A 12,196-nucleotide genomic window follows, 5' to 3' on the forward strand; every position below is an offset into this window, starting at 1 on the left:
CCTCCTGAATTTATTTTAAGCTCATCAAACACGCCCATAAAAAATCTTCCCCAAATAGACCGCTGGGCTGCTGCATTTTTTTCATCGTTCTAAACTCCAGAAAGTGAAAGTCATCTTGAAAGATCGCTTTCAATCGTTCCTCCGTATAGCCGATGCCTCCCTTTAGGCTGCCAATGCGGTACACCTCCCAGTCCGGCGTGGGTAGTGCTCCATCCGGATTAAAGCATACCAGACCAAATTTACCTCCAGGCTTGAGTGCAGACTTGATTATTTCCAGGTATGTAAGCCTTCTATGCGGCGGAAGGTGATGAAACATGCCGCTGTCATAAATAAAATCATAGCTGTGAGGTTCAAAATGAAAGTCGAATAGAGATACACATTCAAAATTAATTTTCACCTGTGCTTCATTTGCTCTTTCACCTGCCCATTTGATAGCCCTTTCGGAAAAATCAATGGCATCCACCTGCACCCCCTTCTTCGCCAGAAAAATGGCATTCCTTCCTGGGCCGCATCCAATTTCCAGTACCTTCTCAGGCTGCAGTCCATTTTGAATATACTCAGACAGGTTTTCATCCGGCCCTTTTACTTTGAAAAATGGAATCTCTTTGTCCCGGTCTTCGTAGAAGTTTTCCCAGAATAACTTTGGTTCTCTTAACAATCCATCCAGCATTTCCAATAAGTCATTATGATCTAAAATAGCTTTTTCCATAGCCATCCTCCCCCTTTCTTTTATTTTACTGAATCCCTTATGGGAAAGGATTACAGCAGTGTTAAGAATAGATGATTTAAAGAAAATCGCACTGCTGATTTTTCATTATTTTTCCATCTAAAAAACCTGCAAGAGGGTATTTTAAAGTTTTATAGTCTAATAAATACATAAGTCTTTAAGCAAAGAGAAATACTTCCTAGACGCATCCTATGGACTCTGAAAAATCACCCAATCATGGCTGAGTGTAATATTTGTAACACTTATGAAACATTTTCTTTTGAAAACTTGTCCTTCATTTCGGTCAGCTTTCATATAATGACGACAAGAAGGTTTAGGAGGTACGTGATGTTTCTGTTTCTTGATAAAGCAATTCTTGGTATGGCCATTCTGCGGCTTATTTCCGGAAGCATTGAAATTTTTGTTGCACTATTAATCTTAAAAATGAATGATATCGAAAAAGCCCTGATTGTGAATAGTTCACTGGCCCTGGTTGGACCGCCTGTGCTTCTCTTGACTACAGTCATTGGATTAACCGGAATGTCTGATAAGGTTTCATTAAGCAAGATGCTATGGGTGCTTTGCGGGGTTGGCTGCATTCTTTATGGGGTTAAAGGGAGATAGAGCTGTATAGACAGCTCTATTTCTGATGTATCAGCAATTCTGAAACGGTGTTCATATCGTATCCTTGCTCTTTTAATGCATCAATCGTTTTCTTAACAGATTTCAGAGACTCTTCCCGGCTTTCATACATGACATGAAGAAGAATGATGGAGCCTGGTTCTATATTTTCCACCACATACTCCGTGATTTTATCTGCATCCCCTTCTATGTCCGGAAAACTTTCAGGCTCCATATTCCACAAAACCGTTTTTCGCTCCTGTTTAGACAAGTAGTAAGGCAGGAGAAATAACCTTTTCCCGTATGGAGGGCGAAAATGAATTTCTCCTTCATAGCCTGTCTGCCTGATTAAATCATCTGTTTTCTCAATTTCTTCTTTGATGAAAGAGGGAGATTTTAAAACCATGCGTGAATGTGAATATGAATGATTGCCGATTTCATGCCCTTCTCCCGCAATCTTTTTCGCATCGTCCATATGTTGTTCGATCTCTTTTCCTGTTAAATAGAAAGTAGCTTTAATATCCTCTTCCCGTAGAATAGTTAAGATTTCATCCGTATTGACACCAGGTCCATCATCAAAAGTCAAGGCGACGACTTTATCCTCAGTTTCAGCTTTATTTACAAGGCCGCCGAAAAACTGAAAGTTCCTGGACTTCGATACTTCAAAGAGCAAAAAGGCTATTCCTAATAGCAAGATGATCCATAAACTAATTTTTAGCAGTTTTTTCATAATTCCTCCTGATGCTATAGTTACAGAGTAATTATAATTTAAATATGTAAAAAAACCAGCCCCCGATTGGAAACTGGTTTGATAACATAAGTATGTAGCCGCTTTTGCCGTAACTGGTATAAGAAAGTTTTAAACCACCACTCCTCAAAGTGGGTGTTCGCAGAAACATTCCTGCCTGTCCTCCTTGTCGTATAGACGGAGGCTTGTCATTCCTGTTCCGATGTTAAACTCCCTATTTCAGCTTAAAGGTTAAAACTTTAGTATGATTACGTACAATGCAGCTTGTTTTATTATAATAATATAATTTACTCGGCGTTTCAATAGAAGTTTTTTCCTGCCTCAAATATTAACTCTTTTCACTGAGCTTCAATGCGGTTTCCGTAATTTTCATATCCGTTTCCAGCTGCTTTTTCAAATTATGCGGATAATAGGTTCCCCTGCTGATCATGTAATTTGTTATTTTTTCATGAGTGTCCACCGCAATTCTTAACTGCTCCCTTAAAAGTTCCCTTACTTCTGGTGAACCGCTCTCTGTAAGGGCAAATGCAATATTCCGGATGCCCGCTTTCGCGGAGATTAAAAAGTCCGTCGCAATGACGTGATCAGACATTCCGCCCATGCCCATTAAATTCTTCAAGAAATTATTCATTTATTCCGTACCTCCTTTTCAAGATGCTTTGCATATCCTGTATGAATTTCACATCCCCTGCTTCACTATCCTGCAATATCGTTTTTAAAGTTGGATCCTGAACAAGCCCGCCCATAGCCACCGATTTAGTAAGACACAGGTTTTTAAAAACCAGAAACTCATGAAGCTCCAATGTTTCATGTAATCCCAGTTCATTCATCATAAAAATCCCCCCATTAAAGTTATAGTTTCATTTTGCTCAGTTCCCTCTTCAGTAACTATTGGTAGTTATTTCAATTGCCAGCATCTGTGAATTCCGCATAAAGCCGTTCAAACAAGAAACATTAACATTAAAAAGGAGGACGAATGTAATGGACGAGTTAGGCCTTGGCTACCATGAAACAATGGAAACACATGAAATGCTGAACTTTAAGACAGATTGCCTGCTAAAATCAAAGATGGTTATGGGGATTTGCTTTGATAATGATTTAAAGAAATTGCTTGAAAAGGATGTAGAACAGTCGATTCAAGCGATCCAGGAATTAAAGGATTTATACAAACATGCGAAAACTCTCTCCTAAGGTGGTGGATATAATATGAATCAAGATTATCTCGATCCGAAATATGCAGAAGGAATGCCCAAAATGGCTGATGCCACCTTTGCATTAGAATTTCTTTTGCGCATAAAAACAGGAATTCGCTATTATGCCGTTTCATTGACCGAAACAGCGAGTCCCGAGTTACGAAAAGCTTTTTACAAACAAATGGAACAAGCCATCGATTTGCATGGCGAAGTAACAGAACTTATGTTAGAAAAAGGCTGGATTTATCCGCGTGATATCGGAAAACAAATAGAGCTTGATATAAAATCCGCTGATATGGCCATCGCCATTGGAAATATGGAACTGTTCCCTGCAGATACTGACCGGCTTGGCACCTTTGCCACACCGGATAAATAATGATAGGAGGAAATCCGGCATGAAGGCTGTTACATATCAGGGCATTAAGGATGTGGCCGTTAAAGAAGTTGAGGCCCCTAAGATTGAAAAAGCTGATGATATCATCATAAAAGTAACCACTACGGCGATTTGCGGATCTGACTTACATTTAATCCACGGTATGATCCCGAATACTTATGAAAACTATATTATCGGGCATGAACCAATGGGAATCGTCGAAGAAGCAGGACCTGAAGTGAAGAATCTTAAAAAAGGCGATCGTGTAATTATCCCTTTTAATGTCAGCTGCGGTGAATGCATTTATTGTAAAACAGACTTAACGAGCCAATGTGACAATTCGAATCCGCACGGAGAAATGGGCGGCTTCTTCGGATATTCTGAAACGACTGGCGGATACCCTGGCGGCCAGGCGGAATATATGCGGGTGCCTTATGGGAACTTCACCCCATTTAAAATCCCTGAAAACTCGGAAGTGGAAGATGAGAAATTAGTGCTGATTGCGGATGTTGTTCCTACAGCCTATTGGTCTGTAGACAATGCCGGGGTTAAAGATGGCGACACCGTTGTGGTCCTTGGCTGCGGCCCTGTTGGCCTTTTGGTGCAGAAATTTGCCTGGATGAAGGGTGCAAAGAGGGTCATTGCTGTTGATTATATAGATTATCGGCTGCAGCATGCAAAACGCACCAATAAAGTGGAAATCATCAATTTTGAACAGACCAAAAATGCGGGTGAATATATTAAAGAAATAACCAAAGGCGGTGCCGATGTTGTAATCGATTGTGTCGGCATGGATGGGAAAATGACTCCGATGGAATTCCTGGCAACAGGTTTAAAGCTGCAGGGTGGATCGATGGGCGCGGTCGTCATGGCGACCCAGGCTGTGCGCAAAGGAGGCACCATCCAAATAACAGGCGTGTATGGCATGCGATACAACGCTTTTCCTTTAGGCGACATTTTTGAGCGAAATGTCAATATACGTTCGGGGCAGGCGCCGGTCATTCCTTATATGCCTTATTTATATAAGATGATTGCTGAAGGCAAATTCGATCCAAGCGACATCGTCACCCATGTTTTGCCGCTGGATGAGGCGAAGCATGGCTACGAAGCATTTGATACAAAAACCGAGGACTGTATAAAAGTTTTACTAAAGCCTTAATCCGATTCTTTAGTACAAAGGAGAAATTGCAATTGGGAAGAAAGTTTGAATTAAACCTGCTGCGCAGCCTCTTTATTTTGGGAATCGGAGCTTTCTTCCATTTGGTCAGAAAGCCTCCTATAAAAGACTGGCTTATCGTGTTCTTTTTGAAAAGCTATATTGCCACCTTCTTAGACAATCTCTTAGTGCGAAAAGGCTATCTCAAGTACCCGGTTAATCTGTTTAAAACGTTTGATGTCAGTGTCCTATTCAGCTATCTCATTTTTCCGATTACGTGTGTTTATTTTAATCAGCAGACCCGGAATAGCGGCCTGAAGGATATCCTGCTGAAGTCCATGATTTTTAGTGTTCCATCGGCAATTGCCGAACATTTTCTTGAAAAACACACACAGTTAATCAGATATAAGAAATCATGGAACTCCTATTATAGCTTCATATCTATAATGGCGACCTTCCTGGTGACGCGCGGAATAATGGGTGTGATTAGTAAATCTTCAGAAAAGCAAAGAACCACAGCTCCAAAACACTAATTGGAGCTGTGGTTCTTTTCCTTTATTCCTTCTGAAAGCCACCGCGTCACTTAACGATAAGTTATTTCCAGAAACTGAACAGTGGTTTGATACCTGTCAATCCGGACTTTGAGTTCGAAATCATCAAGCTCGTAGGTTACCTCTTCACACTTGGCTGATTCGTAGCAAGTTACCGTTTTTGTCTTGTTTGCATCTCCATACATTTTAACTGCTTCGGCCTTAGTAAAGGGAAGCGCAGGAACCATACGCGGGCTTAAATATTCCGGATATACAGCAAGGCTGCCAATGGTGCCATCCTTCATATTCAATGCTGCCCTTACACCGGCACCATCACCCTGGTAGTAAAAGCTTTTACTATTGAGCTGGGTCTCAGTCTTTTTTGGCTTTCCCATTCTCGATATGATGTCATCATAGGCATCTCCAGGCTTTAAGCCAAAAATATGAAGCCCGCCTCTGGAAAGAATGAAGGCATCATTAATTCCTGCCTTTTTGACTGCCTCCAGCTGATTCACAGCATTCTTTTTGTCTTTAAAAGCACCTGCCTGTACACGGTAATAGGTTTTGCCATCAATGACAGCCGTGCTGATAGAGGTTGGGATGTTTATTTTCTTCAGTTGTTCTGCCCGCTTTTCCGCATTCTCTTTCTTGCTGAAAGAACCGGCAATAATCTTATGATATAAAGCTTCCTCCCCGGATAAAAGGAGACGCTGTCCCGGATAGATGGTCGTACCTATTAAATCATTCAGCTCCGAAATCTGCGACACACTCAGATGATGCTTCTTAGCCAGGGAATAAAGTGTATCCCCTTTTTTGACCACAGCTATATCTGTATCTACGCTATGGTCTGCTAAAACAGCTCCCCCTGAAAAAATAACAGCCAGAGATAGGACTCCTGCTGCAAATGCCTGTTTGATTTTCTTCATTACATTCACCTCACTATATATGACGAAGGGAAATAATGGATGTCGCAGAGGGACGAGCCTATTTTGGAAAATGGGCAGCATCGGTTGTTATCATTTTTTCAATTCCATTTCCAAACAAAAGAGAGATGGCCCAAAAGCCATCTCCCTCTTTTTATGCTGGTGCATCGATTTCATCTTCAGCGATGTGTTTTTCGTTATATTCAACGTCTTTGCGGGCATTGTAGCGGTCCGCTTTTTCGAGGGTAACCGTGATGTTATAGTCAGGGATACCAGCGAATTTTTCGTAGCGGCCTCTTGGCAATAGGAAGTTACCTTCAGGGAAGTGGACTTCTACGTTGCCGCGGGCGATATCGACGAATTTGGCTCTTCCCTGGAAGACACCGAATCCGTTGTAAAGGACGATGCCTTCACCTTCTGCAATGCTTAAGTCTTTTCCATCTTCTGCGTTCATTAATACATCGTATCGTCCGGCACCATTCAGCGGGTCCACTTCTTTGTAGACCATGGAATTGAACTGCTTGCCGCGGCGGGATGTGACGATGAACTGGCCTTCTTTTTTGCCAAGGTCAGGTATATCGACGGTAATCAGTGTGCCTTTTCCATCCGGAGTCGGGCAAATGCCGTCCTCGCAAAGCCATGCTCCGCCCCATTGGAAGACATCCCCTGCTTTTTTCAGATGCTGGATGCCATCATAATTAGGATTCGCTACAGCAATTTCATCCCGGATTTCCTGTGCATCTTTAAAATCAACAAGATGGGCAGTCTCAGGCTTTACGCGTTTTGCGAGATCAATATAAATTTTCCACTCTTCGCGCGCCTCTGCAATTTTATTTTTATTTCCTTCAATTTCAGGACTGAAGTACACCATTCTCTCCGTTGAAGTGGAGGTACCGCCGCCCTCCTGCTCGTACCTTGTTTTAGCAGGCAGCACGATGACCGCTTCTTTTGCATCAACCAGGGTAGACGTATTTAAAATGATATCCTGGTGAACACGGATATCCAGTTCAGAAAGAGCTTTTTCGATAAAATCAGGATCCGGCATGGTCTCAAGGAAGTTGCCGCCTGATAGATAGTAAAGCTTGATTTTTCGTTCATGGTCTTCAGGCAGCAGAATATTCTCCAGTGTCACCCCGACAATATCACCCTGCCATTTCTCAAGCTCAAAACCCCAAAGATTTTGAATGCGGTCAAAAGTGTCACCATAAAAATCTCCGCCAGGCAATACGAATGGATCGGCACCCATTTCACCGCTTCCCTGTACAGATGAATGGCCGCGGAATGGCATCAAGCCATTGTGCTTACGTCCCAGATGGCCGCGAAGAAGCGCAAGATTTGCTACCTGTGAGATATTATCTGTCGCAAACGAATGCATCGTCAGGCCAAGAGCCCAGGCATAGACTGCGTTTTTGCTGTTCGCAAGCAGTTCAGCAAGCTCGATGATCCGCTCTTTCGTTACACCGGAAGATTTAATAATATCTTCCCATGACTGCTCTTTCACTTTCTTTTTCAAATCCTCATAACCATTCACATGCTCGTTCACAAAGTTATGATTGATGGCAGAACCGCGCTCCGCTTTCTCCATGTCAAACCAATGCTTCATGATGCCGTGCATAAAGGCAATGTCTCCGCCGATGTTGACCTGATAAAAGTCATCAGCGATTTTTGTGCCGAATAAAGCTGATTCAGGGTTTGATGGAATCCAGTATTTGTCCATCGCCGGCTCTTTATATGGATTAACGACGATAATTTTTGTTCCGTTCTTTTTCGCTTCAAGCATATATTTGGATGATACAGGCGAGCTGTTTGAAGCCACGCTTCCCCAGAATAAAAGGACATCCGTTCCGATCCAGTCAAGGTAGTTGGCTGTAGAAGCACCTACTCCAATGGAACGCTTCAACGCGGTTTTAGAAGGAGAATGGCAAATGCGGCTCGCATTATCGATATGATTCGTTCCCAGGAAGCGGGCAACTTTAGCTGCCACATAATACGATTCATTCGTAATTCCGCGGCTAGTCAGGTAGAACGCATACTGCTTAGGGTCGAGCACCTTCATTTTTTCAGCAATCATGTTCATCGCATCATCCCAAGTGATCCGGGAGAATTTGCGCTCCCCTTTTCTGCGGATCATCGGATATGGGATGCGGCCGAGCTTGCGAAGCTCGGTGCTGTCATATTTGCGCAGCTCATCAATATCAGCATGCAGAATGTCCGGTTTGATTGCACCGGCTGTGTTTAAACGAAGAACATTTAAACGTGTTGTACAAACATGCGGTCCTTTAAGCGTCTGGTCATAAAGACCGGAAACGCCAAGCGCACAGCCATCGCAGACACCTTTTGTCAGTATATTTGTGGCATAGCCGATATTATCTTTGTTTTCCCATAGGATTTTTGCTGTATCCCTCATATGCTTTGGCTTGATTTTGCCAAGCCCGAACGGAATCGGACTCACCCAATGCTTTGGATCCGGCATGGCCTTTTTATTCTGAGGTCCTGGATGTTTTGTTTTTCCCATCTGAAACACTCCTTTATCTTTTTCTATTTAATAGAGATCCTTAATCTCTTAATTCTCAATGGTTAAGTTGCATTTATTATTGTAAATGGATGAATGGATTAATTTTTCCCTTTTTTCATAAAAAACCGCCGCAAAAAGCCTCTACTTCTAGATGCTGATTTCTGCGGCGGTTAGTCTTTAGCAGGATCGCTGCCAAGTGCCATACCAATAGAAAAGCGGAAGCGCCTTGCTCAGATGAACTTCAACTAAAAACCGCCACGTCCTGTGGCGAACGTTGAAGCCAGCACATCCTGTGCAAGTCCGACAGGCATAAGACGAATCACGCAGGAAACCTCCCAAAGCAAGCTTTGGTCGGGCGATGTATCGCTGACGAAGCTTTCCTTGTCCTGATTTCTGGAGTGATTTGGCTTATGTCCCGAGGGGCTAGGCGCTGGAGCTAGACACTATCTATCTTGAATGCTGTTTTAATTAGAATTTAACTTGCTATACGCTCATTAGCTTCATTTTGCCTGCGTAATTTTTTCATATCAAAACGGATCAGGATGGACACAATGAGTGCCACCACAAAAAGTCCGGCAAAGCTTGTCAGACTTGAAGCATAGCTTCCTGTTGAATCCTTCATCCATGCTGCAAACATCGGGCCTGCAAGACCGGCTGCAGCCCATGCTGTAAGGATGTATCCGTGAATGGCGCCAAGCTGCTTTGTTCCAAAAACATCGCCGATAAATGCCGGGATGGATGAGAATCCTCCGCCATACATGGTGTACACAACAGCAAGCATAATCTGGAAAAGAATCGCTTCTTTTGTGATCGGAAGCAAAAGGAATAGGGCGATCTGTGATACGAAGAAAATCGTATAGGTGTTCGGGCGGCCAATATAGTCGGAAATGGATGCCCATGCCAGACGGCCCAGTCCATTAAAGATGCCAAGCACTCCGACAAGCGTGGCTGCTTCTGCCGTTGTCAGGCCTATGCTTTCCTGTGCCAGCGGCTTTGCAGCTGACAAAATCGCAATTCCGCACGTTACATTAATGAACAGCATGAACCATAAATAATAGAATCGGGTTGTCTTTACTGCTTCATTCGCCGTTAACTGTGCCAAATCCTGTTTAATTTTGATTTTTCCGGCTGCAGCTTTTTCCTTCATGCCTTCAGGTGCCCAGCCTTCAGGCGGCTTTTCTAAGTATAAAGATGATAATGTCATAATAATCAAGTAGGCTGCACCTAAAATAAAGAACGTGTTAGCAGTACCAACAGATTTAATCAGTCCATCCATGACAGGACTCGCTACTGCTGCAGCAAAGCCAAATCCCATGATGGCAAGGCCTGTTGCAAATCCGCGGCGGTCAGGGAACCATTTTACCAGTGTGGATACCGGCGCAATATAGCCGACTCCCAAACCAATTCCCCCAAGTACCCCGTAGGTTATGTACAAAAATGGCAAGGATCCCATATTTACGGCCAATCCGGCTCCCAGCATGCCAGCCCCGAAGAATCCTGCTGCCAGAAGACCAGCTTTTTTTGGTCCGTGCTTTTCAACAAAGTGGCCAAGAAAGGCTGCTGACAATCCCAGAAATAGAATCGCCAAACTGAAGGTCAGCTGTACTTCCTTTGATGACCAGCCAAACTGCTCAATCAATGGATTGGTAAAGTTGCTCCAGGCGTAAACCGAACCGATGGAGATATGAATCCCTACGGCCGAGGCGGCAATCAGCCACCGATTTTTTGTCTTTTTCACTCTTTTTCCCCCTCGTAATGCTCATACCGTTGTAAACGGTTTCAGGTTGATTTCCTGAAACAAAAAACCGCCAATCTTCCCCGCATTCCCGAATTTGGGTATGCTTAAGAAGGATTGACGGTTAGTATCAAGCAGGATGCGCTGCTTAAAGGACCAACTGTTAATCTAATAGAATCTGATGGCATTTTAACCGACGACAGGATCGCTATCTCAAATCAAAATGTGACAGATTTTCGAACTATTAAAAATCATATCACTTTAAAAAAGCTTGTTCAAGCCCTTTTTAGCAATTTTTCACTATGGAGGTGTTGGTTTATATACAAAAAAACTCCGAAAATGATTCCCGGAGTTCTTCTATTTATCTCCCTTTTGTCACATCATGAAGCAAATCCGGATGGTTTGTGAACATGCCGGTTACTCCCCAATTAATCAGCTGCTTCATTCTTTCCTTGTCGTTGACAGTATACGGATGCAGTTCAAGACCGCTGTTCACAACCTTTTGAACATATTCCTCATTTAAATACGTATGGTTAGGACCAATGCCCATCGCGTACTGCTTTATTTCACTAATCTCTGCATCAGTTATTTCTGCGTCCACTTTATATGAGATTAATTGTACAAGTTTAATAGATGGGTCCAATTCATTCATCACTTTTAGGCTTTGAGAGCTGAATGACTGGACGAGCAGTTTATTTTTATTAATCTTATACTTATCAACCAGACGAAGCAGTTCCTTTTCCATGCCAGGGTAAACATCCGGTGATTTCGTTTCAATGTAATAGCTGCTGTTTTTTCCAAACTTCTTGAAAACCTCTTCAAGTGTCGGCACCTTTAAGCCTTCGTATTCCGCTTTTGAAGCATACGGGTACTTCTCATTAAACCAGCTGCCTGCATCAAGCTGCTTTATTTCGTTTAAGGTATAATCCTTTACGTATCCTTTTCCATCTGTCGTCCGGTCCAGCGTCACGTCGTGCATCGCAATGAGATGCCCATCCTTTGTCATCTGCAAATCCACTTCAATATAATCCCCATGCATTTTCTCGCCCATGTCATATGCAGCGATTGTATGCTCAGGTGCATAAGCAGAAGCCCCGCGATGTGACACATTTACAATGTCCTTATGCATATCTTTTGCCAGTGCTGCACCTGCTCCAAACGCATTTAGCCCAATAACTGCCGCACCAATAACCGAAATCATTTTCTTCTTCAATGTCTCCGTCCCCTATCTATAATGGTTTACACATTAAGAATAGTGACGAAATATTAACCCTGTTCTAATATTATGTAAAACCTGGGAGAATAATAGATTACAGGAATATTAATACAAGCCTTTCTGAATGGGTCTTATTCACCGTTGTAGAAACTTGTAATCTTTTTATAAGTTTTGTCGAAACTGTTTATTTGCCGGTTAATTTGTCGATAATAGAATATAATATTTCATCCCCAGATTAGGAGCCGAATCAATGACCACACCTTCGACTGCTATAAAAAAACTTCACAATGACATCGATGTCCTGCGCAAAAAGATGATTTCTGTTGGAAAAAACAAGGGATTGTCACACCCTGAAACGCTTATGTACTCAGAGGAGCTCGATAAGCTCATCTATAAAGTGCAGCGAAGCAAGCTCATCCATTAGAACAACCCTCCATATTTCAAAAACGCACACTCTTGTAAAAAGGAGTGTGCTTGTTT

14 protein-coding genes and 1 other RNA gene are annotated in these 12,196 nt (G+C 42.7%); 6 read left to right on the forward strand and 9 right to left on the reverse strand.

Translation table 11 applies throughout. The features are described from left to right. Positions 1 to 10: 10 nt before the first annotated feature. Positions 11 to 709, reverse strand: coding sequence for a class I SAM-dependent methyltransferase (locus tag BK139_RS08395; RefSeq protein ID WP_076257898.1), 699 nt, complete (start codon positions 707 to 709; stop codon positions 11 to 13). Between the two features lie 345 nt (positions 710 to 1,054). On the opposite strand from BK139_RS08395, the gene BK139_RS08400 reads away from it, so the two are divergent. After that, a complete protein-coding gene (locus BK139_RS08400) occupies positions 1,055 to 1,330 on the forward strand; it encodes a YqhV family protein (protein WP_076257899.1) in 276 nt (91 codons plus the stop codon). A 16-nt stretch (positions 1,331 to 1,346) separates the two neighbouring features. On the opposite strand, the gene BK139_RS08405 is transcribed toward BK139_RS08400, so the two are convergent. The 4 genes from BK139_RS08405 to BK139_RS08420 all read right to left on the reverse strand — a co-directional run bounded on the left by BK139_RS08405 (position 1,347) and on the right by BK139_RS08420 (position 2,908). Continuing rightward, positions 1,347 to 2,057 (reverse strand): polysaccharide deacetylase family protein, encoded by a 711-nt coding sequence (locus BK139_RS08405; protein ID WP_076257900.1) that lies wholly within the window; start codon positions 2,055 to 2,057, stop codon positions 1,347 to 1,349. A 91-nt stretch (positions 2,058 to 2,148) separates the two neighbouring features. Next, positions 2,149 to 2,344, reverse strand: a non-coding RNA gene (gene ssrS / locus BK139_RS08410) — 6S RNA. Positions 2,345 to 2,403: 59 nt separating this feature from the next. Next, positions 2,404 to 2,706 carry a spore coat protein gene (locus BK139_RS08415; RefSeq protein ID WP_076257901.1) on the reverse strand — a complete coding sequence of 101 codons (303 nt, stop codon included), beginning with the start codon at positions 2,704 to 2,706 and terminating at the stop codon, positions 2,404 to 2,406. Further along, entirely contained in the window at positions 2,699 to 2,908 is a 210-nt protein-coding gene (locus BK139_RS08420; protein ID WP_083675331.1) for a hypothetical protein, read from the reverse strand. The genes BK139_RS08415 and BK139_RS08420 overlap by 8 nt, the downstream gene beginning before the upstream one ends. A 148-nt stretch (positions 2,909 to 3,056) precedes the next feature. On the opposite strand from BK139_RS08420, the gene BK139_RS08425 reads away from it, so the two are divergent. Genes BK139_RS08425 through BK139_RS08440 form a run of 4 tightly spaced genes read left to right on the forward strand, consistent with a single transcriptional unit; the run spans position 3,057 to position 5,330 of the window. Next, entirely contained in the window at positions 3,057 to 3,266 is a 210-nt protein-coding gene (locus BK139_RS08425) for a spore coat protein (RefSeq protein WP_076257902.1), read from the forward strand. A gap of 15 nt (positions 3,267 to 3,281) precedes the next feature. Further along, positions 3,282 to 3,644, forward strand: a complete 363-nt coding sequence (locus BK139_RS08430) for a spore coat protein (RefSeq protein ID WP_076257903.1) — start codon at positions 3,282 to 3,284, stop codon at positions 3,642 to 3,644. A gap of 19 nt (positions 3,645 to 3,663) precedes the next feature. Further along, positions 3,664 to 4,800 carry a zinc-dependent alcohol dehydrogenase gene (locus tag BK139_RS08435; protein ID WP_076257904.1) on the forward strand — a complete coding sequence of 379 codons (1,137 nt, stop codon included), beginning with the start codon at positions 3,664 to 3,666 and terminating at the stop codon, positions 4,798 to 4,800. 32 nt (positions 4,801 to 4,832) lie between these two features. Continuing rightward, positions 4,833 to 5,330, forward strand: a complete 498-nt coding sequence (locus tag BK139_RS08440; protein ID WP_076257905.1) for a CBO0543 family protein — start codon at positions 4,833 to 4,835, stop codon at positions 5,328 to 5,330. Positions 5,331 to 5,380: 50 nt separating this feature from the next. On the opposite strand, the gene BK139_RS08445 is transcribed toward BK139_RS08440, so the two are convergent. The 4 genes from BK139_RS08445 to BK139_RS08460 all read right to left on the reverse strand — a co-directional run bounded on the left by BK139_RS08445 (position 5,381) and on the right by BK139_RS08460 (position 11,713). Further along, positions 5,381 to 6,253: a LysM peptidoglycan-binding domain-containing protein gene (locus tag BK139_RS08445; protein WP_076257906.1), complete on the reverse strand. Its 873-nt coding sequence runs from the start codon at positions 6,251 to 6,253 to the stop codon at positions 5,381 to 5,383. Positions 6,254 to 6,404: 151 nt separating this feature from the next. After that, positions 6,405 to 8,765 (reverse strand): FdhF/YdeP family oxidoreductase, encoded by a 2,361-nt coding sequence (locus BK139_RS08450; RefSeq protein ID WP_076257907.1) that lies wholly within the window; start codon positions 8,763 to 8,765, stop codon positions 6,405 to 6,407. Between the two features lie 475 nt (positions 8,766 to 9,240). Then, complete coding sequence (locus tag BK139_RS08455) at positions 9,241 to 10,503, reverse strand: L-lactate MFS transporter (protein ID WP_076257908.1); 1,263 nt, start codon at positions 10,501 to 10,503, stop codon at positions 9,241 to 9,243. Between the two features lie 358 nt (positions 10,504 to 10,861). Beyond that, complete coding sequence (locus BK139_RS08460) at positions 10,862 to 11,713, reverse strand: glycerophosphodiester phosphodiesterase (RefSeq protein ID WP_076257909.1); 852 nt, start codon at positions 11,711 to 11,713, stop codon at positions 10,862 to 10,864. 253 nt (positions 11,714 to 11,966) lie between these two features. On the opposite strand from BK139_RS08460, the gene BK139_RS08465 reads away from it, so the two are divergent. Next, the gene (locus tag BK139_RS08465; RefSeq protein ID WP_076257910.1) at positions 11,967 to 12,140 is read left to right on the forward strand and encodes an aspartyl-phosphate phosphatase Spo0E family protein; all 174 of its coding nucleotides are present in this window, start codon (positions 11,967 to 11,969) and stop codon (positions 12,138 to 12,140) included. Positions 12,141 to 12,196: the final 56 nt, after the last annotated feature.

It is taken from the genome of Paenibacillus sp. FSL R5-0490, from assembly GCF_001956215.1.
GTDB lineage: Bacteria > Bacillota > Bacilli > Bacillales > Cytobacillaceae > Cytobacillus.

What these genes read in the sequence shown, in the direction of transcription:
- BK139_RS08395 (WP_076257898.1), bottom strand. Translation starts at nt 709, where the DNA reads ATGGAAAAAGCTATTTTAGATCATAATGACTTATTGGAAATGCTGGAT.
- BK139_RS08400 (WP_076257899.1), top strand. Translation starts at nt 1,055, where the DNA reads ATGTTTCTGTTTCTTGATAAAGCAATTCTTGGTATGGCCATTCTGCGG.
- BK139_RS08405 (WP_076257900.1), bottom strand. Translation starts at nt 2,057, where the DNA reads ATGAAAAAACTGCTAAAAATTAGTTTATGGATCATCTTGCTATTAGGA.
- BK139_RS08415 (WP_076257901.1), bottom strand. Translation starts at nt 2,706, where the DNA reads ATGAATAATTTCTTGAAGAATTTAATGGGCATGGGCGGAATGTCTGAT.
- BK139_RS08420 (WP_083675331.1), bottom strand. Translation starts at nt 2,908, where the DNA reads ATGATGAATGAACTGGGATTACATGAAACATTGGAGCTTCATGAGTTT.
- BK139_RS08425 (WP_076257902.1), top strand. Translation starts at nt 3,057, where the DNA reads ATGGACGAGTTAGGCCTTGGCTACCATGAAACAATGGAAACACATGAA.
- BK139_RS08430 (WP_076257903.1), top strand. Translation starts at nt 3,282, where the DNA reads ATGAATCAAGATTATCTCGATCCGAAATATGCAGAAGGAATGCCCAAA.
- BK139_RS08435 (WP_076257904.1), top strand. Translation starts at nt 3,664, where the DNA reads ATGAAGGCTGTTACATATCAGGGCATTAAGGATGTGGCCGTTAAAGAA.
- BK139_RS08445 (WP_076257906.1), bottom strand. Translation starts at nt 6,253, where the DNA reads ATGAAGAAAATCAAACAGGCATTTGCAGCAGGAGTCCTATCTCTGGCT.
- BK139_RS08450 (WP_076257907.1), bottom strand. Translation starts at nt 8,765, where the DNA reads ATGGGAAAAACAAAACATCCAGGACCTCAGAATAAAAAGGCCATGCCG.
- BK139_RS08465 (WP_076257910.1), top strand. Translation starts at nt 11,967, where the DNA reads ATGACCACACCTTCGACTGCTATAAAAAAACTTCACAATGACATCGAT.